Source organism: Halomonas cibimaris (assembly GCF_039537045.1).
GTDB lineage: Bacteria > Pseudomonadota > Gammaproteobacteria > Pseudomonadales > Halomonadaceae > Vreelandella > Vreelandella cibimaris.
In genome coordinates this window covers 1-22,597 of record NZ_BAAAZT010000074.1, presented here as the reverse complement: position 1 = coordinate 22,597, position 22,597 = coordinate 1, and the positions used below count along the sequence as shown (strand labels likewise).

Genomic DNA, 22,597 nt, shown 5'->3' with positions numbered 1-22,597 from the left:
AAAGGAGGCCCCATGGCCCAGACTCTTGATCGTCTGCAACAAGACCACATCCAGCGGCTGCTGGCTGCCTATCGCACGCTCATGCAGCAGCACGGGCTGGACGCCATTGCCCTTTACAGCGGCCACGCGCTGCCCCACTACGGCGACGACCAGTACCCCAACTTCAAGGCCGCCGGGCATTTCGTCCACTGGTCACCGCTGTTTGAAGCCCAGCACAGCTGGCTTGTGATTACACCAAACGCCAAGCCGCGCCTTTTGCTCCACGCGCCCACGGACTTCTGGCACCTGACGCCTACGCTGCCCGACGAGCCCTGGGTCGGCGAGTTTGATGTTGAGCTTGTCAACGAGCCGGCCACGCCGGCCCTGCAAGGCAACGTGGCGCTCATCGGCGACGTGGACGCCCTGCAGCAAGGCCCCGTCGCGCTGCCCCACGGCGAGGCCAACCCGCCCGCCCTGGTGGCCGCGCTGGACGAGCTGCGCATGCACAAAAGCGCCTACGAAATCGCCTGCCTGCGCGAGGCCAACCGCCTGGCCATGGCCGGCCACGAAGCCGCCCAGGCGGCATTCGCCGGCGCCGGCGCAGAGCTTGATATCCAGCTGGCCTACCTGGGCGCCAGCCGCCAGCGCGAGTCCCACGTGCCCTACGACAACATCGTCGGGCTTAACCAGCACGCCGGCGTGCTGCACTATCAGCACTACGACCTCCACCCGCCGGCCGGACGCTACAGCCTGCTGGTGGACGCCGGCCGGCGCTTTCGCGGCTACTGCTCCGACATTACCCGCACCTGGGCCGGCCCGGACGCGCCGACGCTTTTTGCCGAGCTGATTAAAGCCGTACACGAGCTCAAGGACACGCTGATTGCACGCATTGCCCCGGACGTGGACTACGTCGAGCTGCAGCGGGCCATGCACCGCCAACTGGGCGAAATTCTTGTGCGCCACGACCTCTACCACGGCTCGGCCAGCGACTGCGTTGCCAGCGGCGTTACCCGCGCCTTCTGCCCTCACGGCGTCGGCCATTCGCTGGGTATCCAGGTGCACGATATTGCCGGACTCAAAGCCCCCGATGCCACGCCCGCACCGCCGCCCGAAGAGCATCCGGCGCTGCGGCTGACCCGCAAACTGACCCCGGGCATGGTCGTTACCATCGAGCCTGGGCTTTACTTCATTCCCATGCTGCTTGACCCGCTGCGCGATACCGGCGCTCCGATCAACTGGCCACTGGTTGAACAGCTCATGCCCTGCGGCGGCATCCGCATTGAAGACAACGTCGCGGTAACCGATACCGGCCATGACAATCTGACGCTTTGAATCCGGGTCTTGAAAAGCGGCGCTGAAAGATGCCGATAGAAAAATCCTGAACTTTATTTATACAGGCCAGTCACAAAAGGTGCACAAGCGCAGGGAGGCGCTGCCTTGACAGACACCGCCAAGGCATCAAGAATGGAGCGCGCATCACGTATGACTCACATAACCGAACGGCCAACAGCACCGCTGCTGTCCGGCAACGCCCTCACCCTGACGACCGTTGCCGCCACCGTTACGGTATTACCGCAACGCGGTAATTCGCCCGTCAACCAAGCGTAAGGACCATCACCATGAAAACATCCTGGATGCTGATTCCCGCCGCCGCTTTTGCCGCCATGGCTTTCGCATCTCCGACCATGGCCGCCGACGATGAGGCGTGTAACCTCACCATCGAAGGCAACGACGCCATGCAGTTCAACAAAGACGCAATGAGCGTGCCGGCCAGCTGCGACGAAGTCACCGTTACGCTCAAGCACACCGGCCAAATGGCCGCCAGCGCCATGGGCCACAACTGGGTGCTGTCCGACTCTGACGTTTACGAAGACGTCGCCAAGGCCGGCATGAGCGCAGGCATGGACAACGACTATCTGCCCCAGGACGACGAGCGCGTCATTGCCTCTACCGACGTCATCGGCGGCGGCGAAGAAACCAGCGTGACCTTCTCCACCGAAGGCCTGGAAGACCGCGATCTGACGTTCTTCTGCTCCTTCCCGGGCCACTACGCCGCGATGAACGGCAGCTTCACCATCACCAAGGAAGACTAACCGCAAAAGCGCTCGGGCCACGCCCGGGCCAGCGTTTAGCCGCACGCCGGCAGGCAAGCCCTGCCGGCGTTTTTGCGTGCCGGGCAAAGCCGGCCATCTGCTGGGTTACCGCGCGGCACGGCGCATGACCGCGGGGTAGCGGGCAGGATTAAAGCGCAGGGTAACGGCCAGCATAGCGACGATGCCCACGGCCAAAAGCGCCCAGGCTGCGATGAAGCTGCCGGTCATTTCCCGCAGGGTGCCGCTGATCCACGGCGACATGGCGTTGAGCATAAAGCCAAAGCCCTGCATAAAGGCTGCCAGCCGCCCTGCCGCACGGGCGTCGGGCAGATGATCCAGGGCAAGAATCAGCCCCAGCGAGAAACACGCCCCCAGCCCAAAGCCGCCAACGGCATTCCAGAGTAGCGCAAGCGAGGTCGGCATGAAGAGAAAACCCAGATACCCGATAAGCTGCATCACCAGGCTTATCGCCAGCAGCAGACGCCGGTCAGCGGTCTTCTGGCGCTGGGCGATCATCGGCATGGTCAGTGCGGCCAGCACCTGAAAGAGCGTCATCCACGCCAGCAGCCGGCCGCCGGCCACCGCGCTCCAGCCAAGCTCCTGGTAATACTGCGGAAGCCAGGTCACCACGCTTGAATAGCCCGAGTTGATCACACCGAAAAAAAGCGCCAAAAGCCAGGCGCGCGGCAAACGCCAGGGGCGCACGCCTTCAATCGCGGCGGTATTCGCGGCGGGCGCACCGCGGCGGCGAAAAATCAAAAACCAGCCGGCAAGCGTCACCAGCGCCGGCACCCACCAGATGCCCACGCCCAGCTGCCAGCCGCCCATCTCGGCCAGCCGCGGACTGATCCACGCCGAAAGCCCGCCGCCGGACATCAGCGAGGCCGAATAAAATCCCATGACCAGCGGCATGCGCGAACCAAAGCGGCGCTTGACCAGCCCCGGCACCAGCGCCTGAATCAAGGCAATACCCGCCCCGCCCAGAAGCGCCGTGGCGAGCAACGTCACGCCGGTGCCGCTTAGCTGGCGCAGCGCGCAGGCCACACCGATAGCGGCCAGCGAAAGCATGATGCCGCGATTTTCACCCAGCAGCCGGTGCAGCCGGCCGCTGGCCAGCGCCACCGCGCCCATGCACAGAAACGGCAGCGTGGTCAGCCAGGCAAGTATGCCGTAGCCCAGGCCCGTCGCGGCGCGAATATCCTCCATCAGCGGGCTGGCCGAAGCCAGCAGCGGACGCAGGTTAAGCCCCAGCGCCATGATGAGCAAAAGCCCGCCGATAAACGCCAGCGTTTCCGTGTGGGCCGCTTTTACGCTGGCCGTATTGCCCGATGTGGTCATCGTCGCCTCGTGGTTGCGGTTTAAAGTGAGGCACACTTTTAACACGCTACCGGATAAAACTGTATATAAGACCCGCCTGCATACCAGAACCTGCCTGCAGCAAGAAGTGGCCGGGCCGCTTCGCCGGCCCATGCGTGCCAGACAAGCCCCGGCCCCCGTCAACGCATAAAAAAAGCGCCCTTCCGGGCGCTTTTTACATGGCGCGGCAGGCGCTACCCCCTACCGATCAGGCCTTGAGCACGTAGCGCAAAATCTCCACCACCTGGTCGGTTGTGGTGCTCCACGCCTGGGCGTCGGCGTCGACTTCTTTCAGCGGGTGAACGATGTCTTCGCTGTGCAGGGTAACGTAGGGCTTGTCCAGCGCGGCGCAGTAGCCGGCGTCAAAGGCCGCATTCCACTGCTTGTACTTGTCGCCGAAGCGCACCACCACCAGATCGCTCTGCTCGATCAACGTGCGAGTGCGGATGGCGTTGATCTTGGACGACTGATGATCGCGCCAGAACGGTTTGTCCTGTGCGCCCAGATGGTCGCCGGCCGCATCGCTGGCGTCGTGGTCGGTGACCGGCGCGGTAAACACCACGTCCAGGCCGGCGGCTTCGGCGCCGCGCTGGATTTCATCGCGCCAGTCGGTGTGAATCTCGCCGGAAAGGTACACGTAAAAACTCATAATGATCGCCTCCTGCTATGGGTCACAGAACGTGTGTCACACACGGCCTGTCATAAATAATGCCCATGATAGCCCATATAACTTTTTATGGAAAACATTTCCATAAATATTTTCCATGAAGATCTTCCATAAAAACCTCCATAAAAAGCCTTTTAAAAAGTAGCTCTATAAAAAACGTGTCTGCAGACGCGCCGCCGCTAGCCGTTTACCGGCACAAACACCGGCGCGCCGTCGACTTCCACTACCCTGAGCCGCTGGCGGTAGAGCCGCTCAAGCGCGTCGGGTACCAGCATATTCTGCGCCGCGCCCCAGCAGGCCTCGCCGCTGGGGTAGAGCAGCAGTACGTGGCTGCACCAGCGGGCGGCCAGGTTCAAGTCGTGCAGGCAAAGCATCAGCGCCCGCCCCGCCGCGGCCTGTTCGCGCATTAGCGCCATCACCGCGCTCTGGTGGTGCAAATCCAGATGATTGGTGGGCTCGTCGACCAGCCACACCGCCGGGTCCTGGGTTAACAGCGTGGCAATCGCCACCCGCTGGCGCTCGCCGCCGGAAAGCGTGCCCACCGGCCGCTGCCTTAAATGCGCCACGTCCAGCCGCTCAAGGGCGGCCTGCACGCGGCGCATATCCTCGGCGCTTTCCCGCTGCCAGTACGATAAATACGGATGCCGGCCCAGCATCGCGGTTTCTTCAACCGTCGCGGGAAAGCCGTCCACTCGCTCCTGAAACACCACCCCCAGCCTTTGCGCAATCCGGCGACGGCGCAGCCGGGCAAGCGGCGTTTCATCCAGAATCACGCTGCCCGCGCGGGGCGGGTGCAGGCCGGCCAGGGTGTGCAAAAGCGTCGTCTTGCCCGCGCCGTTGGGGCCCAGCACGCCCCACACCTGCCCCGGCTCAACGGCGAGGTTCAGCACCTGGCCGCTTTGGCGGCCGGGCACGTCGATGACCAGATCACGCGCGGCAAGCACGCTCATGGCCCGCTCCGGTAGAGCAAAAACAAAAACGTGGGCACGCCGAGCAGCGCGGTGATCACGCCCACCGGCAGCTGCTCCGGGGCGATGACCGTGCGCGCCAGGGTATCCGCCAGCAGCAAAAGCGTGCCGCCGGCCAGCGCGCAGGCGGGCAGCGCAATACGCTGGTCGTTGCCCAGCACCAGGCGCAGCATGTGCGGCACCACCAGCCCCACAAAGCCGATGCTGCCCGCGGTGGCCACGGCCACGGCGGTGAGCAGGCTGGCGATGGCGTAAATGCCCCACTCCAGCAGGCGGGCATCCACGCCCAGCGCGGCGGCCTGACGGGGCCCGCGCGCCAGCACGTTCAGGCTGCGCCCCAGCGGCAAAAGCCCGATGCACGTCAGGGCCAACAGCGCCAGCGGCAGCCCCGGCTCGCGGGCGTAGGAAAGATCACCCATCAGCCAGTAGAGCATGCCCGGCAGGCGCTCCGCCGGCGTCATCGCAAGCATCAGCGTAATCATCGCGCCCCAGCCCGAGGCCACTACAATGCCGGTGAGCAGCAGCCGGGTAGGCGCCCAGCCGCCCCGGCCGTGGGCGAGGCCAAAGACCAGCAGCGTGGAAAACAGCGCACCGCCGAAGGCCGAGGTAGACGCCAGCATACCGCCCAGCCCCAGCATCATCGCGCCCAGCGCGCCCATCGCCGCGCCGCCGGAAATCCCCAGCACGTAGGGGTCGGCCAGCGGGTTGCGCAGCAGCACCTGCATTAAAGCGCCGGCCACGGCCAGAAGCCCGCCCACGGCAAACGCCGAAAGCGCCCGGGGCAGGCGCAGCTCCAGCACCATGGTGCGCGCCAGGCCGTCGCCCTCACCCAGCGCAATCGCCCAGAGCCGGTCAAGCGGGATCGACGCGCTGCCCACCCCGAGCGACACGCCAAGGGCCGCCAGCGCGCCCAGCGCCAGCAGCCCCAGCGGCACAAACGCTTGCAGACGCATATCCCGCATTACTCGGTGCGAGCCCGCTTTTCACGCGCCCGGTCTATACGCTCACACAGGCTTTGCGCGCCCTGCAAAAAGCGCGGGGTGGGCCGCACCAGCGGGTCGGCGGGCACCGTATAGAGGTTCTCGCGTTCTACGGCGGCCATGCTGGAATACGGCTGCCAGTGGGCAAGCCACTGGTTGCGCGCGTTCTCATCCGCATCGCGGCTGCCGGTAATAATCACCTCGGGGTTGGCGGCAAGCACCGCCTCGTCGCTCAGGCGCGGCACCAGCCGCGGGCGCGCGCCGAACACGTTGACCCCGCCGCAGTCACGGATCGCCCGGCCGATCAGATGCTCGTCGTTGAGGCTCATCAGCGGCGCATCCCACACCTGATAGAACACGCGCACCGGCGCGCGCTCGGCGTAGCGTTCCTTGAGCGCGGCCATGCCTGCCAAAAACGTCTCCGCTTTTTGTTCAGCGGTCGCCTCGCTGCCGGCAAGGCGGCCCAGGCGGGTCAAGGCGTTGGCCACACCGGCAGCCGTGCGCGGCTCGATGTAGAACACTTTGGTGCCCAGCGACGCCAGCGTTTCCAGCTGCTTGCCGGGATTGCCGGTTTCCCAGCCGACCACGAGATCCGGCTCAAGGCCCACCAGCGCTTCCAGATCAATGCGGTTGTAATCCCCTACCGAGGGCAGTTTTTGGGCAGGCGGCGGATAGTTGCTGTGCGCTGACACCGCAACGACCCGATCTCCCGCGCCGGCGGCAAAGGCAAGCTCGGTAGCGCCGGGGGACAGCGCCACAATGCGCCGAGCCGGCGCCTCAAGGCAGACCTTGCGCTCCAGATCATCCACGGCGCAGGGCTTGGCGCTGGCCTGGGCGACGCTGGCGACGGCGCCCAGCATCAGGGCGCCGACCAGCAGAGGCTTAGCGGCCATCGATACCCACGCTCAGCATGACGCTGCGGCCGGGGTTCTCATAGGCAAAGCCCTGAAAGCTATCAAAGGCGGTGACGTAGTCCTTGTCGAAGACGTTATCCACGTTGACCCGGGCAAACCAGGCCGGAGCAAAGCGCCAGGTGGTGCGCAGGTCGAGCTTGCCGTAGCCGCCCAGACGCTTGTCGTTGGCGCCGCCGTTATAGCGGTGGTCTTCCGCCACCAGCGAGCCGCCCAGGGTCCACTCGCCCAGGGTGCGGTCCACGTCAAGACGGGCGGACTGGGTGACCTCCCGGGCCAGGCGGTTGCCCGTTGCGCGATCTTCGGGGTCGGTGTAGGCCAGCGCCGCCTGGATATCCCAGCCGCTCATCGAGACGCCGCCTGCAAGCTCCACGCCGCGAATTCGGGCTTTGTCGACGTTTTCCGGCCGGGTGACAAAGACGATCTTGTCGTCGATATCGGACTGATAAATCGCCGCATCCCAGTACCAGCTGCCGTATTGGCCGCGAGCGCCCAGCTCGTAGGTTTTGGCGGTTTCGGCTTCTACGTCGGGGTTGTTGGCGCCCGGGTAGTACAGATCGTTGAACGTCGGCGCGCGGAAGGCGGTGGCGTAGCTGGCGCGCAGGGTGTGGGCATCGTCCAGGTCATAGCCCAGCGCCAGGCTGCCGGTAACTTCGTCGCCGTAGGCTTCGTTATCGTCAAAGCGCAGGCTGGGCTGCAGGGTAAAGGGGGCGAAGTCCAAAAGCCCTTGGGCAAACACCGCCTTGTTGTCGCGGCTGTCGGCGTTATAGGCCGTGGTGCTGTCGACCTTGTCTTCCAGATACTCGGCACCGACGATCAGCTGGTGGCGGCCGATGCTCAGCGTGTTATCCAGCCGTGCGACGCGGGTTTGCGTGTTGAACTCACCCGGAAAGCTGGAAAAGTCTTCCATCTCGTCGCGGGATTCGCTGAGCGTAAGCCGGCTGGTCCAGTGCTCGCCCAGCGCCACTTCGCCGTACACGCCGCCGACCTGCTGCACAAAATCCTGCTCGCCGCCGATATATTCGGTATTGCCCCGAGCGCGCAGCGCCAGCAGCCCCACTTCCGCCCCTTCGCCCAGCCGCTGAGACAGGCGCACCAGCGCGCTGGTGTTGTCGTAGGACTTTTTCTCGCCGCCCTCGCGCAGCTTGATGCCGTCGGTATCAAAGCGGCTGGCGGCCACGTGGTAGCGGGTGGCGCCGTCGCTGCCGGAAAACGAGGCGCTGGCGCGCCGGGTATCAAGGCTGCCGCCGCTGAGCGTCACGGAAGGCGTTGGCTTGCCGTCGCCCTTGGGGGTAAACAGCTGCACCACGCCGCCCATGGCGTCAGCGCCGTAGAGGCTGCCTTTGGGGCCGCGCACCACTTCGGCGCGCTCGAACATGCGCGGGTCCAACAGCTGCCAGGAGGCCCCGCCGGCGGTGGCCGAATGCAGGCGGATGCCGTCGATCATCAGCAGCGTGCCGCTATTGCCTGCGCCGCGAATGCTGACGCCGGTGGTTTTGCCAAAGCCGCCGTTGGAAGAGACGTTCACCCCCGGCTGGCCGCGCAGCAGATCGGTTACGTCGGCCGGGTCCTGGCGGCGCAGCGTGGCCTCGTCCAGCACGGTGACCGAGGACAGCGTCTCGTCTGCGGTGCGCGGCGCGCGGGTAGCGGTGACCACTACAGGGTTTAAGCTAGCGACAGCAGCCTGGTCGGCGGGCTCGGATGCAGGCGGGGTCTGGGCAGAAACGGCCAGCGGCAGCGCGGCCAGCGCGAAAGGCACAAGCGTTTTGCCGGCGGAAAAACGGTTAGACAGGAAAAGACGGTTGGACATGAAAGTTCCCTTGCTCATCGTGCTCACCCGCACGGATATTTTCGTTTTATGCCGGGCGAAGGGGATGGCAGGAAAGCAGCAGAGGGAGTCGGCGCGCGCCAGTCCGCCTGCCAGCGCCCACCGCGCCACGGCCTGTATCGCTCCGGCGCCGCGTTGAAGCGGGCCGGACGGCTCAGGCCGGTCTCCGGGCTGACGAGCAAAAGGCTTTTTTCACCCTTGCGGGCGCTGGGTCACCAACATAGAGCCTTTATGCCGCCGCGCCCTTCCCACGCGTTTTTCTTTATAAAACAGAAAAAGCGGCGCAGTGGCTTGCGTGGCGGCTGTCTCGATCACCGTTGCGGGGGCAGCGTCGGATTGGGCACCGACTTCCCGTTTCACCGCCGCGACGATCGCGCGGCTGGCACCTGAGAGTGCGCGTAAGCTAGCAATTTGCGCGCGCTAAAGCAACGCTGCCGGAAGGAGCAAAGAGGGCGTGCGCCGTGGGCAAGCCACTATTACCCTTTAAGCGCCATGACCAGCCCGTGGCGCACCAGCCAGACGCGCTCGGCGCTCGCGGCGACGTCCTGATTGAACCAGCCGTTCATGTCGCGCAGGCGGCGCTCAAGGCGCGCCACGGGCACAATGCCTCGCCCTATTTCATGGCCGATGATAATCAGCGGCGCGGCATGAAACCGCGCGTCGAGCGCGGCAAGCGCCGCCTGCCACTGCCGGCGCAGGGCGTCGTCGTCATCGCTTTGAGCCAGAGCATCTTCAAGCCAGGGCAAAACGCCGTGAAGCACCGCGGGCTTATCTTGCACCACGGGCGGCACGCGCGCTGCCCAGTCGGCGAGCGTCTCACCGAGCGTAAGCGGCTGCCAGCGGGCCCCGGGCCAGCGGGCGGCTACGGCGTCGCGCTTGCCGGCGCGGGCACCGCCGAGGAACAGCTGCACTGCCACGGGTCGTCTCCCTTTTTGTCTGCCTCGGGGGAATAGCTCAGCTGCCAGCGCCGGCCTTCGGCCTGGCGCACGGTGGAGTCCCAGAACGCCACCTTTTCAAAACGCCGGCGCAGCTCGCGAATCACCCCGCCGTGGGCCACGGCCAGCACCTTGACCGGCTGGCCAACCGGCGCTTCAACGCGTTCCGCCACCTGCCGTGCCGCGCAAGCCACGTCGTTTAGCCAAGCGTCCAGCCGGGCGCGCAGATCGGCGCCGTTTTCACCGCCGGGGATGCGCCGCTCGCCGACGCTGTCGATCCATGCGCGGTAGTCCGGGCGGTGTTTCAGCTCGTCGTAGGTTTTGCCCTCGTAGTCGCCGAAGTCGATCTCGCGCAGGCGCGGCTCCAGCGCGGGCGCAACGGCGCTTTTTTCTGCTGCGCCGGTCCACTCCAGCGTGCGGCGACAGCGGGTCAAATCGCTTGAGTAAATCAGCGCAAAGCGCTCACGCTCAAGGCCAAGACGCAGCCGCTCCAAGGCCGCCTCGGCCTCGGGAAACTTAAGCGCAATATCGCGCTGGCCCTGGTAGCGTCGCTCCAGGTTCCAGGACGTCATGCCGTGGCGAACGGCCACCAGCTCCACAGACACAGCAGCAGCCATAGCTCTCCTCCTTCAATCATCGCACCGGCCAGATCGCCGGTCACGCCGCCAAACCAGCGCTTGAGCGCGGCGCGCGCTACAAGAAAATAAAGCCCCGCGGCGGCAATGGCCAGCCACACGCCGGGCCAGATAAAGGCCAGCAAAAGCGGTGCCACAAGTCCCAGCGCGGCGTCCATGGGGGTAAGCGAGCGCTGCCAGGCATGCGCCAGCCCGCCGGGCTTGGCACAGGGAATCAGCGCCAATGAGGCCGCACCCAGCCAGCGGCCAAGCGCGGGTACGGCAACCAGCCAGCCCACCGGCGCGGCGTGCGCCAAAAGCGCCCACAGCAGCACGCCCTTCCACGCCAGCATAAAAAACAGCGCGAGCATACCGAAGCTGCCCACGTGGGGGTCCTGCATAATGGCAAAGCGGCGCTCCAGCGGCTGGTTGCTGCCCAGGGCGTCGGCCATGTCCATCAGGCCGTCCAGATGCAGGCCGCCAGAAAGCCCCACCCAGAGGCTAAGCAGCACAAGGGCGGCAAGCGGCGCCGGCGTGGCGGGGAATACGTGCGTCATGGCATACGCCGCCAGCGCCAGCACGCTGCCCAGCAGCAGGCCCGCCAGCGGATAGGCGCGCACCGCCCAGCGGCGAGTGGCGGGCGTCCAGGGGCAGGCCACCGGCACGGGGATGCGGGTTAAAAACTGCAGCGCAAGTATCAGCCCGAAGGCGGCGTTTTTCATCGCTTGGCGTCTCCTTGAAATGGCCTACTTCCCGCGCGGCTCTCAGGCTTCCACTCAACGCAGCCTCCGGCCACCACTTCCAACACCGAATCCGCACGGCCGGCGACCAGGCGGTGGGCGCGCTGTAAAAAATCCACGTAGCGCCACGTTTCAGCACTTGCGTCACCGGTGGGCAGCAGCGCTTCGTTAAGGTCGTTGGAGACGATTACAAGCGCCACCCCGCGCCGGCGGGCGTCTTCAAGGCAAGCAGCCAAATCCGCCAGCGCCTGCTCGGGCGTGGGGTGCCGGGCACTATCGGCCGGCGGGTAAAGCACCTGGCTTGCCCACAGCGTCAGGCAGTCGATTAGCCCTACCCCGCCGCCGGGCACCTGAGCGATGGCCGAGGCAAGCGCCAGCGGCGCTTCGAGGGTGACCCAGCCTTCGCCCCGGGAGCGCCGGTGGCGCGCCACACGCTCGGCCATTTCACCGTCGCTGACGTTGGCGGTAGCCACGTAATACGCTGGCTTCTCGCCGGCGGCTCGGCGCACCGCCGCCTCGGCCACCGCACTTTTGCCCGAGCGCGCCCCGCCGCTAACGAAGACAAGCATCAAGCACCTTGAGCAGCCGGTGGTTGGCGCGTTCATCGCGCAGGGCGAGGCGCAGCCATTCGCCGTCAAGCCCCGCGTAGCCGTGGGTGTGGCGGGCCAGTATTCCGCCGCCCAGTAGCCACTCAAGCATGACCTCGGCGGTGATGCCCTGCCGGCGAAGCGCAACGCCCGGACGCAGCAGAAAAAAGCACGTCGCGCCGGGGGCGACCTCAAGCCCGCGGCGTTCAAGCGCTTGCTGCATGCGCGGGCGCTCGGCGGTAAGCCAGGCCTGGGTGCGCGCGGCAAAGTCGCTATCTGCCAGCAGCGGCGCGACCAGCCCCGCCGCCAGCTGATTGACGCTCCAAGGCGGCTGGCGGCAGGCCATGGCGGCAATCAGCGCCTCGCTTGCCAGCGCGTAGCCCAGCCTGAGCCCGGGCAGGGTATAAAACTTGGTCATCGAGCGCAGCAGTATCAGGTTAGGATGCGCGGCCAGCCTTGCCGGCAGCGCATTGGCATCTTCATCAACGGTCAGATCAATAAAGGCTTCGTCGACGATTAACCGACAATCTGCCGCCGCGGCGCGGGCGAGCAGCGCCTCCACTTCTACAAGCGCCAGCAAACCGCCGTCGGGGTTGTTGGGCCGGCAAAGAAACACCGCGTCGAGGCCGTCGAGAGGGTGGGTAAAAGATATCTCACACACCTCAGCGCCTACGCCATCCAGCGCCCGAGCGTATTCATTAAAGGTGGGAGTCAGCACCCCGGCGCGGCCGCCGGCGCAGAGCGACGCGGCGAGAAAAATCGCCTCGCCGCCGCCGTTGGTGAGCAGCACCTGATCCCGGCTTACGCCGTGGTGAGCAGCAATGGCCTCGCGCGCTGCCACGTAGTCCACGTCCGGGTAGCGGGTAAGCTCGCTTACGTGGCGCTCAAGCCACGCGGGCACCCAGTCAGGCGGGCCCAGCGGGTTGAGGTTGGCGCTGAAGTCCTCAATGGGGTGATCCGGCGGCAGCCCGAAGCGGGCAAGCAGCGCGGCCGCCTGACCGCCGTGGCGGGGCCACTGTGAGGTTTTATATCGGCTCCTCAATGGCATTAGCTTCCGCCTCCTGCCGCCTGTATTAGCCACTCAATGGCAAGAATCAGCCCCGCCGCCAGCACAAAAAACCGCACCCAGGCGTGGTGCATCAGCGTAATAGCGCGCTGAATATGCCGCGCATCGGGGGCTTCAACGGGCTCGCCAAGCGTGGCGCTGTGCAACACCACGCCCTGATAGGTGCTAGCGCCGCCGAGCTGTACTTTCAGCCGGTAGGCCATGGCCGCCTCGGGCCAGCCGGCGTTGGGGCTTGCGTGTTTAGGGGCATCCCGCCGCGTGCCCTGCCAGGCTTTTTGCTCCATGCCCCGTCGACTCAGGCAAAAACACAGCGCAGTGAGCCTTGCCGGCAGCCAGTTGGCGGCATCGTCCAGTTTGGCGGCGGCGCGGCCAAAGTCTTCATGGCGCGGAGTGCGATAGCCGATCATGGAGTCCAGCGTATTCACCGCCTTGTAGGCCAGCGCCAGCGGCGCACCGCCAATCAGCGCCAACAGCAGCGGCGCGGTAATGCCGTCCGAGGTGTTTTCCGCGACGGTTTCGATCGCGCCTCGGGCAATGCCGGCTTCATCAAGCGCCTGGGTATCGCGCCCCACCACTCGGCCCAGCGCTTTTCGAGCGGCGGGCAAGTCGCCCCTTTTAAGCGGTTCCGCCACGGCGCGGCCGGCGTCCCCCAGCCCTTTTATCGCCACGGCGGTGGAGACCAGCCACAGCTCGGCGGCCGTGCCAAGCCAGGGGTGAATCGCCCCAAGCCCCCGGCAGATCAGCCAGGTCACGATGAACGTGCCGGCTACCGTGACCAGCACCGTCAACCGCCCGCCCCGCCGGCGCGCGCGGGCAGAGCCGCGGTTGAGACGGGCCTCCAGCACGCTGATCAGCCGCCCGATCAGCACCACCGGATGCGGCAGCCGGCGCGGATCGCCCACGACGAAATCCACCGCGATGGCGGCGGCCACAAGTGCGGTCAGCGCAATACCCGGCGTCATCGTCCGCGCTCCGCGTCGCTGCCGGCACGTAACGATTCACCCACGGCCAGATACACCGTGCGGCCGATGGCGCGGCCAAGCTCAGTGCCGGAGCCGGCATAGGGCGTGGCCGCGCCGCGCTGGGTGGCGGCAATGCTTACGCAGTCGGTGGAGGTGCCGGTGGCGAGCGTTTGGCTATGGGCATCGATGACATTTGCATCGCGCATGGCCGCCACCTTGGCTTCAGTTACCGATAAGCAGGCGTTGACTAATGCGCCGGGCGTCAGATGCGCGTCCACAAACACAAAGACGTTGACGGTGCCGGCCACCAGCCGGGGGTCTGTGCCCTCGGCGGTGATATCCACGGCGTTACCGCTGCCCGCGGTGGCAAGGGTCAGCACGGCGTTTTCACGATTACCCAGCGGAGCGCTGTGCATGGCGGCGTACTTGAGCTTTACCGCGGTCATCATCGCGACCGCACTGCCCGCCTCGATGTCGCGTTCGCCAAGCCAGCGGGCAAGGTCGTCCGCCGGCGCGTGGCCGGCGTAGTCCCTGTCCACGTAGAAGTTGCAGAAGTCCCGCGCCGAGCCCAGCCCGCCGCCGATAAGCGCGGAGCTTAGCGTGGCAAGCGGGGCGTCGGCGCGCAGGTGGATCGCGTCATGGGTAAAGTGCCCGCAAAGGCCGGCGCTAAAGGCCAGGCGCACGGCCCCGGCGTTGCCTAATACGCCTGTGGTCACGAGCGGCTGTCGTCAACGCCGGCATCGGCAAAGGTGGCCATCTCGCGCAGCATGGCGCAGGCGGCGTCCAGCAGCGGAAACGCCAGCGCCGCGCCGCTGCCCTCGCCCAGGCGCATGCCCAGCGCCAGCAGCGGCGCGGCGTCAAGCGCTTCAAGCGCCACGTCATGGCCGGGCTCTTCGCTGCGATGGCCAAATATCAGATAGCCGCGCACCTCGGGGCACAGCTCGCAGGCCAGCAGCGCCGCCACGGTGGCTATAAAGCCGTCCACCAGGCAAGGCACGCCGCGAGCGGCGCCGGCCAGGTAGGCGCCGGCCATGGCGCCGATTTCCAGCCCGCCGACGTTTGCCAGCACGTCCAGCGGGTTGCTTACGTCCATCCAGCGAGCCTCGATGGCGCGCTCGATCACGCTGACCTTGTGGCTCAACCCGGCGCTGCTGATGCCGGTGCCGGTGCCCACCACGCCGGACACCGGATGCCCGGTCAGCACGGCGAGCATCGCACTGGCCGCGGTGGTGTTGGCAATGCCCATTTCGCCCACGATCAGGCAGCGGCAGCCGGCATCCAGCGCACGGCTGGCGGCCTGGGCGCCGGCATCCAGCGCGGCCACGGCTTCTTCGCAGCTCATGGCCGGCTCGGTGAGGATATTGCCGGTGCCGCGGCGTATTTTGGCGTTGACCACCGGGTTGTCGGCAGTGCCGGTATCGGCCATATCGCCGGCGACGCCGACGTCGACCACCTCAAGGCGTGCATCAATACAGCGGGCAAAGGCGTTAATCGCCGCCCCGCCGGCGGCAAAGTTGGCCACCATCTGAGCGGTAACTTCCTGATCGAAAGCCGACACGCCTTCGGCCGCCACGCCGTGGTCGGCGGCAAACACGATGCACGCCGGCGGGGTGACCTCGGGCTTGGCCTGGCCGGTGATTTCGCCAAGTTGCACGGCCAGCGCCTCCAGATCACCGAGGCTGCCCGGCGGCTTGGTCAGCGTATCCAGATAGGCGCGGGTGGCGTCTCCGGCGCGCCGATCCACGGGACGAACGCGATCCGCCAGCGTTTTGAGCGCAGGCGCATCAGATAAAGGGGGCATGGCGGGGCTCCGGTGCTTCAGGTCATGGTTACAGGCGGCGATGATAACAAAGCCCTGCGCCCGATACCTGCATCCGCTGTATGCTGGTAGCAGCAAAGGACGATAATACGAGGTGCCCATGCCCGGCCAGCCGCACAGCCAGACGCTAAACCCTACGGTGGCCGAGGTGACTCGGCGCATTGCTCGGCGCTCCGCCAAGCGCCGTGCCCGGTATGAAGCGCGCATGGCCGAGCAGCACGCCCGGGGCGTACACCGCGCCACGCTGTCCTGCGGCAACGTGGCCCACGGCGTTGCCGCCTGCGGCTCTATTGATAAAAACGCGCTGAAGCTGATGAACGCCGCCAATATCGGGATTATCTCGGCGTATAACGACATGCTCTCGGCCCACCAGCCGCTGACGACGTTTCCCGAGACGATCAAGGCCGCCGCCCAGCGCATGGGCTCTACCGCGCAGTTTGCCGCCGGCGTGCCGGCGATGTGCGACGGCGTCACCCAGGGCCAGCCGGGCATGGAGCTGTCGCTGTTCTCCCGGGATGTGATCGCCATGTCCGCCGCCGTGGGGCTTTCGCACAACATGTTCGACGCCGCGCTGTACCTGGGCGTGTGCGACAAGATCGTGCCGGGGCTGTTTATCGCCGCGGCGCGCTTTGGCCACCTGCCGGCGATGTTTGTGCCCGCCGGCCCCATGGAAAGCGGCCTGCCCAACAAGGAGAAGGCGCGCATTCGCCAGCTGTACGCCGAAGGCCGAGTGGGCCGCGACGCGCTGCTGGAGGCCGAGTCGGCTTCTTATCACAGCCCCGGCACCTGCACCTTTTACGGCACCGCCAACGCCAACCAGCTGATGATGGAGATGATGGGCCTGCACCTGCCGGGCACCTCGTTTATCAATCCGGGCACGCCCCTGCGCGAGGCGCTGACCGCGTTTGCCGCCGAGCAGGCGATTCGCAACAGCGAGCCCGGCGGCGAATACCGGCCCTTCTACCGCCAGATCGACGAACGCGCCATCGTCAACGCCGCGGTGGGGCTTTTGGCCTCGGGCGGCTCAACCAACCATACCCTGCACCTGGTGGCCATGGCGGCGGCGGCGGGCATCACCCTGACCTGGGACGACTTCACCGCGCTGTCTGCCGTCACGCCAAGCCTTACGCGCATCTACCCCAACGGCGAGGCCGACGTGAACCACTTTCACGCCGCCGGCGGCATGGGCTACCTGTTCCGCGAGCTGCTTGGCGCGGGGCTCTTGCACGGCGATATTCCCACCGTGTTCGGCACGGATTTAACCGCCTACACCCGGGAGCCCAGGCTCAAAAACGGCGAGCTTACATGGGAGGAAGGTGCGACCCAAAGCGGCGACGTTAGCGTGCTGCGCGGCGTCGCCGAGCCCTTTGCGCCTACCGGCGGGCTTACCGTGCTTGACGGCAATCTGGGGCGCGGGGTGATCAAAACTTCCGCCGTCGCGCCCGAACACCGCGTCATCGAAGCGCCGGTGCGGGTGTTTCACGAGCAGGAAGAGTTAAAGGCCGCCTTTGACGCCGGCGAGCTGGACCGGGACGTGATTGCCGTGATGCGCTTTCAGGGGCCGCAGGCCAACGGCATGCCCGAGCTGCACCAACTCACGCCGATTTTGGGCGTGCAGCAGGATCGCGGCTTCAAGGTGGCGCTGGTCACCGACGGGCGCATGTCCGGCGCATCAGGCAAGGTGCCGGCGGCGATTCATATCACCCCGGAGGCGCTCGACGGTGGCCCGCTGGCGCGCCTGCGAAACGGCGACGTGGTGCGGCTGGACGCCAACGCCGGCACCCTTGAAGCGCATATCAGCCCGGCAGAAATGGCGGCACGGCCTGTTAGCAAGGGGACGCACCTGGCCGATCATCACTCAGGGCTGGGGAGAGAACTATTCAGCGGCTTTCGCCGGCTGGCCGGCCCCGGGGAGCTCGGGGCCAGCGTGTTTGGCGGGTTTGAAGACGATGATCAGTGATGAAACCGCTCGGCGGCCTGACGGGCCAGCTCACGGATGCCGTCCCAGTCCTCGGCGTCGATCAGCGCCTTCGGCGTCAGCCAGGAGCCACCCACGCACATGACGTTATCCAGCGCCAGATAGTCGCCGGCGTTGTCCATGCTGATGCCGCCGGTGGGGCAAAAGTGCGCCTCGGCCAGCGGCGCGCCAATGGCCTTGAGCGCGGGCACGCCGCCGCTGACCTCGGCGGGGAAGAACTTGAAGCGGCGGTAGCCGTACTGCCAGCCGGTCATCACCTCGGACACGCTGGATACGCCGGGCAGCATCGGCACCGGGCTTTCGATGCCGTGGCGATACAGCGCCTCGGTGGTGCCCGGCGTGACGACAAAATCCGCCCCTGCCTGCTCGGCCTGGCGGTACTGGGCCGGGGTTAACACCGTGCCCACGCCCACGCTTACGCCCGGCAGGGCTTTGCGGATGCGAGCCACGGCGTCCAGCGCGCAGGCGGTACGCAGGGTGACTTCCAGCACCGAAAGCCCGCCTTCCACCAGCGCCCGGGCCACGGGCACGGCGTCTTCCAGACGCTCGATGATCATGACCGGCAGCACCTCGGCCTTGAGGCAGATGCTGTCCAGCTCGGCGGTGCGGGTTGAGGGCAGCTGTTTATCGATCATGCGCGTCTCCAATGTGCCAGTATGTCGAAGGCCCGTTCAGGCTCAGGGGGCCCAGTATACCGCTAACGGGCAGGCCAGAAAGGTGCGTATGGGCAGCTCACGGACGTCGTCGCCCACCATGGCATGGGCCAGCACGGCGCGCTTGTGCTCGCCGGTAATGTGCAGAAAGTGCCGCCGGGCACGGTGCAGGTAGTCCGCCGAAAGCGTGATTCGCGGCTCAAGCCCCGGCGTACGCACCGCCACCAGGGGCTCCGAGGTGGCCAGCGCCCGCTCAAGCTCGGGGCTGTCGGCAAACAGCGAGGCGGTATGGCCGTCCTCACCCATGCCCAGCACTACCGCACTCGCTGGCCAGGCCAGCGGGGTGATGCGCTCGGCGGCTTCGGCCACGCCCTCCTCTGGCGTGCCGTCGGGGGTTTTCAGGCCGACGAATCGGGCACCGGCGGCGTGGTTTTGCCGCAGCGTCTCGCGCACCAAGCGAGCATTGCTGGCAGGATCGCTTTCCTCTACCCAGCGCTCGTCGGCAAGGGTGACGTCCACGTGTGTCCAGTCCAGCGGGAGGGTGGAAAGCGCACGCAAGAACGCCGCCGGAGTGCTGCCGCCAGAGACCACCAAAAGCACTCGCGACTGATGCTCAAGATCTGCTTTCAGCGCTGCGGCCACGGCCTCGGCCAGCTGTTGGGCCAGCGTTTCGCGGGGCGAATTCACATCAGCACCTTTCATATCAGTACTCCTCATACCAGCTGCGGCCGTCCCGGGTGATCATGGCGATGGAGGCCACCGGCCCCCAGGAGCCCGCCGGGTAGCGCCGGGGCGGGGTATCCAGCGCCTGCCAGTGGTCGAGCAGCTGCTCGCACCAGCGCCAGGCGTATTCGACCTCGTCCCGGCGCACAAACAGGTACTGCCGCCCTTTCATCACTTCCAGCAGCAGGCGCTCATAGGCGTCGGGGATGCGCGCCTCGGGGAAGGCGCTGTTGAAGTCCAGATGCAGCGGGCCGGGGCGCAGGCGCATGCCCTTTTCCAGCCCGCTGTCCTTGGTCAGCACCTGCAGGGCGATGCCCTCGTCCGGCTGCAGGCGGATGATCAGCTTGTTGGCGGCCAGGCTGCGCTGGTCGGGGTCGAAAATATAGTGCGGCTGCTGGCGGAAATGAATCACGATCCGGGAGCGCTTTTCCGGCAGGCGCTTGCCCGTGCGCAGGTAAAACGGCACGCCGGCCCAGCGCCAGTTGGCGACTTCGGTTTTCAGCGCAACGAAGGTTTCGGTGTGGCTTGCCGAGTCGGCGCCGTCTTCTTCCCGGTAGCCGGGCACCGGCTGGCCGTCCCGGGTGCCGGCGATGTACTGGCCGCGCACCACGTCCTGCTCAAGCGCTTCTTGAGTCAGCGGTTTCAGCGCCTTGAGCACCTTGACCTTTTCATCGCGAATGGCGTCGGCGTCAAGGCTCGAAGGCGGCTCCATGGCGATCAGGCATAAGAGCTGCAGCAGGTGGTTCTGCACCATGTCGCGCAGCTGGCCGGCGCCGTCGAAATAGCCAAAACGGCCCTCGATGCCGGCGGTTTCCGCCACGGTGATTTCTACATGGGAAATATGGTTTTGATTCCACTGGTTGCCAAACAGCGGATTGGCAAAGCGCAGGGCAATCAGGTTTTGCACCGTTTCCTTGCCCAGATAGTGGTCGATGCGGTAGGTGCGCGATTCGGGAAACACCGCGCCCACGGCGTCGTTGACCGCGTGGGACGAGGCCAGGTCGTGGCCCACGGGCTTTTCCACCACCACGCGGTCGTGTTCGCCCAGTGCGCCGCCGCGCTCAAGCCCGGCGCACACGTCGCCGTAAAGCGCCGCGCCCACGGCCATGTAAACCACCAGCGGGCGGGCGTTTGACCCCTCGCCCCTCAGCTCTTGTCGCCATCGGGCGATCGCGGCGTAGTCGTCGGGGCGGGTGAAGTCGAGCCGGCGATATTCCAGGCGCGCCGCGAAGCGTTCAAGGCTTTCGGCGTCGCGCTCGTCGCCGTTCAGACCGTCCTCAAGCAGGCCGACAATCTTCCGGCGAAAGTCGTCGGTGTCGCTTTCGTGGCGGGAAAGCCCCAAAAGCCGGGTGCTGCGCGCCAGCAGGCCTTCGCGGTCGAGCTGATAAAGCGCCGGCCACAGCCTGCCCCGGGCGAGATCGCCCAGGGCACCAAAAATCGCCAGATCCACGGCGCGGTCAGCGTTTTCAGCGCTACCGGCTGCGGCTTTTTGATCCGGCTTCATGGGCGCTCCTTGTAGCAGGCATCAAGCACTACCGGCGGCCGGCAAGCGTCTGGCGTTTATCCGGTCGTGACGCTTACCCGGTAGCCGCTGAACTTGCGCAGGTTGATAACGCCGGTATCGAGCAGCAGGTACTGGCCTTTTATACCCTCAAGCACACCTTCTATCCGGGGTGTTTTTTCCAGATTGAGCGATGCCACCTTGTGAGGAAACGTCCTGACCGGATACGTAAAGCGCTGAGCGGGTGCGTCCAGCCGCCGGATGGCATCCGCGCCGTGGGTCTTGCGCAGCTCGGCCAGCGCCGGCTCAAACCGCGCCAGCAGCCGGTCGCGCTCGGCGTCAAGATCCAGCAGGTCAATCTCACCTTTGAGCATGGTGCGCCAGTTGGTGCGGTCAGACACCGCGTCTTTGAGCATCACTTCTGCCTGCCCCGCCTGCTGGCGGGTGGCCACTTCCAGCATGGGGATGCCTTGCACTGCGCCCTGATCAAGCCAGCGAGTGGGCAGCTGGGTCTTGCGGGTAATGCCCACTTTCAACCCGGACGAGTTGGCCAGATACACCACATGAGGGGTGAAGCAGTGCGCCTCGCCCCATTCGGGCTCGCGGCAGGTCCCCTGAAAATAGTGGCACAGCTCGGGTTTGACGATGCACATGTCACACCGTGCCAGGCGCTTGAAACACGGGTAGCAGTGCCCCTGGCCATAGCTTTTGCGGGTGCGGCGCTTGCAATGCACGCAGTGAATAACGCCTTCCCACTCCAGGCGCAGCGGCGCACCGATGCAGGCGTTGAGGTCGGCTTCATACTCGCCTGCCCGCAGGCGGTATAAAACCTGACCCCGGGCATCCGGTGCCGCCTTCATTTTGCGCAAATCGCCAACGCCCTTTGCGGCCGGGAGCTCAGCGGCCACGCGTTGCGTCCGTGGCCAGGCCGGCCATTTCCGGCGATACGCCGCTGCCGTCGTTTCCGCCACCGCAGGTGCGGCGGCGCAAATAGCCGACGCGAGCCTCTTCGGGCACGTTGTTTTCCACCTCGTAGCGCATTACCGCTTCCAGGCACAGGTTTACCTGTTCGGTGCTCAGGCGCCTGCCGTCCGGCCATTTGCCAAGCGCCACCGCTTCTTTCAGGCTGGCGTATATGCTCGGCGTCATCTGGCCGATCATCTTGTCAAAGGTCATCTCAGTCATCCCATGCTCCAGGCCGATGTATGAAGGGGCTCAGCATAGCATTCTTACGAAAAAAACCCGCAGCGTTCAGCGCCGCGATGAGGCCACCCAGCCGGTAACCAGCCCAACTACCAGCCCGCCCAGGTGGGCTTCATTGGCAACGTTGCCAAACCCTACTCCATCTGCCATGGAGGTCATGGTGAAGACCATCCAGCCGAGCATGAAAATCACCAGCATGGACGGCACAAAAAATCCGCTTTGCGGCGCGCGGCGTGACATCACCCAGACGTGGCCCAGCAGCGCATACACCACGCCGGACATACCGCCAAACAGGGCCGTGCCTGCCGCGTACTGGGCCAGGTTGGCGCCCACCCCGGCAATCAGCAGCAGCGCCAGCATCCAGCGGCTGCCCTGCAGCGTTTCCACTTGACGGCCGAAATACCAAAGCCACATCAGGTTGAACACCAGATGCATCCAGCCAAAATGTAAAAACGCCGGCGAGATCAAGCGCCATAGCTGACCGTCGGCCAGCGCTTGGGTCAGCGTGCCGTAGGCCAGCTGGTCACCGGCAATATGCACCGGCACGATGGTCAGCTGCACGATCAGCCAGTCGCCGAATACCCCGATCAAAGCAAAGATGGCAAGGCAGAGTACAAGGGCCGTCGCCGTTACCGGCACGCGCTTGGCCAGCGCCGGCAGGCCGGCTGCACGCGCCCGCCGGCGCGACGCAGGCGGTGTGGTATCCAGCGGAGCACCGCGCTGCCAACGAGCGACAATTTCCTGCAGGGCATCGTGCTGGGCAGGATCGGCCAGCCACAGCAGCTGGCCTTGTTCCTGGGTGGTAATACGGTGGCCGATACGGTGCTGCCAGAGGGCCTGGCGCAGCGGCCGGGTATCGGCGTCGAGGGGCAAAAGCATGACAGGCTGCATGTAATGTCTCTTGTGGAAGGTGGCTTACACGAAACCGAAACGTAACTATTCAGGTGGCGTCGGGTGAGACTCGCCAACCCGCTGTTCCTTCAGGCATAGTACCGTCATTCGACTCCCCCACCCAGCAGGCAACATGACCATCA

24 protein-coding genes and 1 riboswitch are annotated in these 22,597 nt (G+C 65.9%); of the genes, 4 read left to right on the top strand and 20 right to left on the bottom strand.

The genetic code is table 11. From position 1 onward, the window contains the following. Positions 1-12: 12 nt before the first annotated feature. The 3 genes from pepQ to azu all read left to right on the top strand — a co-directional run bounded on the left by pepQ (position 13) and on the right by azu (position 2,072). Complete coding sequence (gene pepQ, locus ABD654_RS09200) at positions 13-1,311, top strand: Xaa-Pro dipeptidase (protein ID WP_344704501.1); 1,299 nt, start codon at positions 13-15, stop codon at positions 1,309-1,311. Between the two features lie 105 nt (positions 1,312-1,416). After that, positions 1,417-1,587: a hypothetical protein gene (locus tag ABD654_RS09195; protein WP_344704499.1), complete on the top strand. Its 171-nt coding sequence runs from the start codon at positions 1,417-1,419 to the stop codon at positions 1,585-1,587. Positions 1,588-1,598: 11 nt separating this feature from the next. Further along, positions 1,599-2,072, top strand: a complete 474-nt coding sequence (gene azu / locus ABD654_RS09190; RefSeq protein ID WP_344704497.1) for an azurin — start codon at positions 1,599-1,601, stop codon at positions 2,070-2,072. 105 nt (positions 2,073-2,177) lie between these two features. Here the strand turns inward: azu and ABD654_RS09185 are convergent, their stop codons facing one another. The 14 genes from ABD654_RS09185 to cobT form a co-directional block, all read right to left on the bottom strand. Then, the gene (locus ABD654_RS09185) at positions 2,178-3,410 is read right to left on the bottom strand and encodes a CynX/NimT family MFS transporter (protein WP_344704495.1); all 1,233 of its coding nucleotides are present in this window, start codon (positions 3,408-3,410) and stop codon (positions 2,178-2,180) included. A 226-nt stretch (positions 3,411-3,636) separates the two neighbouring features. After that, positions 3,637-4,077, bottom strand: coding sequence for a YtoQ family protein (locus tag ABD654_RS09180; protein ID WP_344704493.1), 441 nt, complete (start codon positions 4,075-4,077; stop codon positions 3,637-3,639). Positions 4,078-4,274: 197 nt separating this feature from the next. Beyond that, positions 4,275-5,045, bottom strand: a complete 771-nt coding sequence (locus tag ABD654_RS09175) for an ABC transporter ATP-binding protein (protein WP_344704491.1) — start codon at positions 5,043-5,045, stop codon at positions 4,275-4,277. After that, the gene (locus ABD654_RS09170; protein WP_344704489.1) at positions 5,042-6,016 is read right to left on the bottom strand and encodes a FecCD family ABC transporter permease; all 975 of its coding nucleotides are present in this window, start codon (positions 6,014-6,016) and stop codon (positions 5,042-5,044) included. The genes ABD654_RS09175 and ABD654_RS09170 overlap by 4 nt, the downstream gene beginning before the upstream one ends. 8 nt (positions 6,017-6,024) lie before the next feature. Beyond that, positions 6,025-6,936 carry a cobalamin-binding protein gene (locus tag ABD654_RS09165; protein ID WP_344704487.1) on the bottom strand — a complete coding sequence of 304 codons (912 nt, stop codon included), beginning with the start codon at positions 6,934-6,936 and terminating at the stop codon, positions 6,025-6,027. Then, positions 6,926-8,764, bottom strand: a complete 1,839-nt coding sequence (locus ABD654_RS09160) for a TonB-dependent receptor domain-containing protein (protein WP_344704485.1) — start codon at positions 8,762-8,764, stop codon at positions 6,926-6,928. The genes ABD654_RS09165 and ABD654_RS09160 overlap by 11 nt, the downstream gene beginning before the upstream one ends. A 158-nt stretch (positions 8,765-8,922) precedes the next feature. Continuing rightward, positions 8,923-9,187, bottom strand: a riboswitch (cobalamin riboswitch). Between the two features lie 71 nt (positions 9,188-9,258). Continuing rightward, positions 9,259-9,699 (bottom strand): bifunctional adenosylcobinamide kinase/adenosylcobinamide-phosphate guanylyltransferase, encoded by a 441-nt coding sequence (locus ABD654_RS09155; RefSeq protein ID WP_344704483.1) that lies wholly within the window; start codon positions 9,697-9,699, stop codon positions 9,259-9,261. Further along, positions 9,645-10,334, bottom strand: a complete 690-nt coding sequence (locus ABD654_RS09150) for a histidine phosphatase family protein (protein ID WP_344704481.1) — start codon at positions 10,332-10,334, stop codon at positions 9,645-9,647. Before ABD654_RS09150 ends, ABD654_RS09155 begins: the two co-directional genes overlap by 55 nt. Then, a complete protein-coding gene (cobS, locus tag ABD654_RS09145; RefSeq protein WP_344704479.1) occupies positions 10,286-11,053 on the bottom strand; it encodes an adenosylcobinamide-GDP ribazoletransferase in 768 nt (255 codons plus the stop codon). Before cobS ends, ABD654_RS09150 begins: the two co-directional genes overlap by 49 nt. Beyond that, positions 11,050-11,640: a bifunctional adenosylcobinamide kinase/adenosylcobinamide-phosphate guanylyltransferase gene (locus tag ABD654_RS09140; RefSeq protein ID WP_344704477.1), complete on the bottom strand. Its 591-nt coding sequence runs from the start codon at positions 11,638-11,640 to the stop codon at positions 11,050-11,052. Before ABD654_RS09140 ends, cobS begins: the two co-directional genes overlap by 4 nt. Then, positions 11,624-12,706: a threonine-phosphate decarboxylase CobD gene (gene cobD, locus ABD654_RS09135; protein WP_344704475.1), complete on the bottom strand. Its 1,083-nt coding sequence runs from the start codon at positions 12,704-12,706 to the stop codon at positions 11,624-11,626. Before cobD ends, ABD654_RS09140 begins: the two co-directional genes overlap by 17 nt. Further along, complete coding sequence (cbiB, locus tag ABD654_RS09130; RefSeq protein WP_344704473.1) at positions 12,706-13,686, bottom strand: adenosylcobinamide-phosphate synthase CbiB; 981 nt, start codon at positions 13,684-13,686, stop codon at positions 12,706-12,708. Before cbiB ends, cobD begins: the two co-directional genes overlap by 1 nt. Then, positions 13,683-14,402 carry an adenosylcobinamide amidohydrolase gene (locus tag ABD654_RS09125; RefSeq protein ID WP_344704470.1) on the bottom strand — a complete coding sequence of 240 codons (720 nt, stop codon included), beginning with the start codon at positions 14,400-14,402 and terminating at the stop codon, positions 13,683-13,685. The genes cbiB and ABD654_RS09125 overlap by 4 nt, the downstream gene beginning before the upstream one ends. Continuing rightward, on the bottom strand, positions 14,399-15,487 hold the full coding sequence (cobT, locus tag ABD654_RS09120) for a nicotinate-nucleotide--dimethylbenzimidazole phosphoribosyltransferase (RefSeq protein WP_344704468.1): 1,089 nt from the start codon (positions 15,485-15,487) through the stop codon (positions 14,399-14,401). Before cobT ends, ABD654_RS09125 begins: the two co-directional genes overlap by 4 nt. Positions 15,488-15,605: 118 nt before the next feature. Here cobT and edd point away from each other — a divergent pair, with 118 nt between their 5' ends. Then, a complete protein-coding gene (edd, locus tag ABD654_RS09115; RefSeq protein ID WP_344704466.1) occupies positions 15,606-17,465 on the top strand; it encodes a phosphogluconate dehydratase in 1,860 nt (619 codons plus the stop codon). On the opposite strand, the gene ABD654_RS09110 is transcribed toward edd, so the two are convergent. The 6 genes from ABD654_RS09110 to ABD654_RS09085 form a co-directional block, all read right to left on the bottom strand. Next, positions 17,459-18,118, bottom strand: a complete 660-nt coding sequence (locus ABD654_RS09110; protein WP_344704464.1) for a bifunctional 4-hydroxy-2-oxoglutarate aldolase/2-dehydro-3-deoxy-phosphogluconate aldolase — start codon at positions 18,116-18,118, stop codon at positions 17,459-17,461. The genes edd and ABD654_RS09110 overlap by 7 nt on opposite strands. Positions 18,119-18,160: 42 nt before the next feature. Then, positions 18,161-18,838 (bottom strand): 6-phosphogluconolactonase, encoded by a 678-nt coding sequence (gene pgl, locus ABD654_RS09105; protein ID WP_425552753.1) that lies wholly within the window; start codon positions 18,836-18,838, stop codon positions 18,161-18,163. A gap of 1 nt (position 18,839) precedes the next feature. Beyond that, entirely contained in the window at positions 18,840-20,363 is a 1,524-nt protein-coding gene (gene zwf / locus ABD654_RS09100) for a glucose-6-phosphate dehydrogenase (RefSeq protein WP_344704462.1), read from the bottom strand. Positions 20,364-20,419: 56 nt separating this feature from the next. After that, positions 20,420-21,220, bottom strand: a complete 801-nt coding sequence (locus ABD654_RS09095) for a DUF2797 domain-containing protein (RefSeq protein WP_344704671.1) — start codon at positions 21,218-21,220, stop codon at positions 20,420-20,422. A gap of 37 nt (positions 21,221-21,257) precedes the next feature. Next, the gene (locus tag ABD654_RS09090) at positions 21,258-21,545 is read right to left on the bottom strand and encodes a YeaC family protein (RefSeq protein ID WP_344704460.1); all 288 of its coding nucleotides are present in this window, start codon (positions 21,543-21,545) and stop codon (positions 21,258-21,260) included. A gap of 66 nt (positions 21,546-21,611) precedes the next feature. Beyond that, positions 21,612-22,454: a rhomboid family intramembrane serine protease gene (locus ABD654_RS09085; protein WP_344704458.1), complete on the bottom strand. Its 843-nt coding sequence runs from the start codon at positions 22,452-22,454 to the stop codon at positions 21,612-21,614. Positions 22,455-22,597 lie beyond the last annotated feature (143 nt).

Coding starts and splice junctions, on each gene's coding strand:
- ABD654_RS09150 (WP_344704481.1), bottom strand. CDS start 10,334: ATGGCTGCTGCTGTGTCTGTGGAGCTGGTGGCCGTTCGCCACGGCATG.
- pepQ (WP_344704501.1), top strand. CDS start 13: ATGGCCCAGACTCTTGATCGTCTGCAACAAGACCACATCCAGCGGCTG.
- edd (WP_344704466.1), top strand. CDS start 15,606: ATGCCCGGCCAGCCGCACAGCCAGACGCTAAACCCTACGGTGGCCGAG.
- ABD654_RS09165 (WP_344704487.1), bottom strand. CDS start 6,936: ATGGCCGCTAAGCCTCTGCTGGTCGGCGCCCTGATGCTGGGCGCCGTC.
- cobD (WP_344704475.1), bottom strand. CDS start 12,706: ATGCCATTGAGGAGCCGATATAAAACCTCACAGTGGCCCCGCCACGGC.
- ABD654_RS09090 (WP_344704460.1), bottom strand. CDS start 21,545: ATGACTGAGATGACCTTTGACAAGATGATCGGCCAGATGACGCCGAGC.
- ABD654_RS09175 (WP_344704491.1), bottom strand. CDS start 5,045: ATGAGCGTGCTTGCCGCGCGTGATCTGGTCATCGACGTGCCCGGCCGC.
- ABD654_RS09095 (WP_344704671.1), bottom strand. CDS start 21,220: ATGAAGGCGGCACCGGATGCCCGGGGTCAGGTTTTATACCGCCTGCGG.
- pgl (WP_425552753.1), bottom strand. CDS start 18,838: ATGAAAGGTGCTGATGTGAATTCGCCCCGCGAAACGCTGGCCCAACAG.
- ABD654_RS09160 (WP_344704485.1), bottom strand. CDS start 8,764: ATGTCCAACCGTCTTTTCCTGTCTAACCGTTTTTCCGCCGGCAAAACG.
- zwf (WP_344704462.1), bottom strand. CDS start 20,363: ATGAAGCCGGATCAAAAAGCCGCAGCCGGTAGCGCTGAAAACGCTGAC.
- ABD654_RS09185 (WP_344704495.1), bottom strand. CDS start 3,410: ATGACCACATCGGGCAATACGGCCAGCGTAAAAGCGGCCCACACGGAA.
- ABD654_RS09085 (WP_344704458.1), bottom strand. CDS start 22,454: ATGCAGCCTGTCATGCTTTTGCCCCTCGACGCCGATACCCGGCCGCTG.
- azu (WP_344704497.1), top strand. CDS start 1,599: ATGAAAACATCCTGGATGCTGATTCCCGCCGCCGCTTTTGCCGCCATG.
- cobT (WP_344704468.1), bottom strand. CDS start 15,487: ATGCCCCCTTTATCTGATGCGCCTGCGCTCAAAACGCTGGCGGATCGC.
- ABD654_RS09180 (WP_344704493.1), bottom strand. CDS start 4,077: ATGAGTTTTTACGTGTACCTTTCCGGCGAGATTCACACCGACTGGCGC.
- cbiB (WP_344704473.1), bottom strand. CDS start 13,686: ATGACGCCGGGTATTGCGCTGACCGCACTTGTGGCCGCCGCCATCGCG.
- cobS (WP_344704479.1), bottom strand. CDS start 11,053: ATGAAAAACGCCGCCTTCGGGCTGATACTTGCGCTGCAGTTTTTAACC.
- ABD654_RS09140 (WP_344704477.1), bottom strand. CDS start 11,640: ATGCTTGTCTTCGTTAGCGGCGGGGCGCGCTCGGGCAAAAGTGCGGTG.
- ABD654_RS09170 (WP_344704489.1), bottom strand. CDS start 6,016: ATGCGTCTGCAAGCGTTTGTGCCGCTGGGGCTGCTGGCGCTGGGCGCG.
- ABD654_RS09110 (WP_344704464.1), bottom strand. CDS start 18,118: ATGATCGATAAACAGCTGCCCTCAACCCGCACCGCCGAGCTGGACAGC.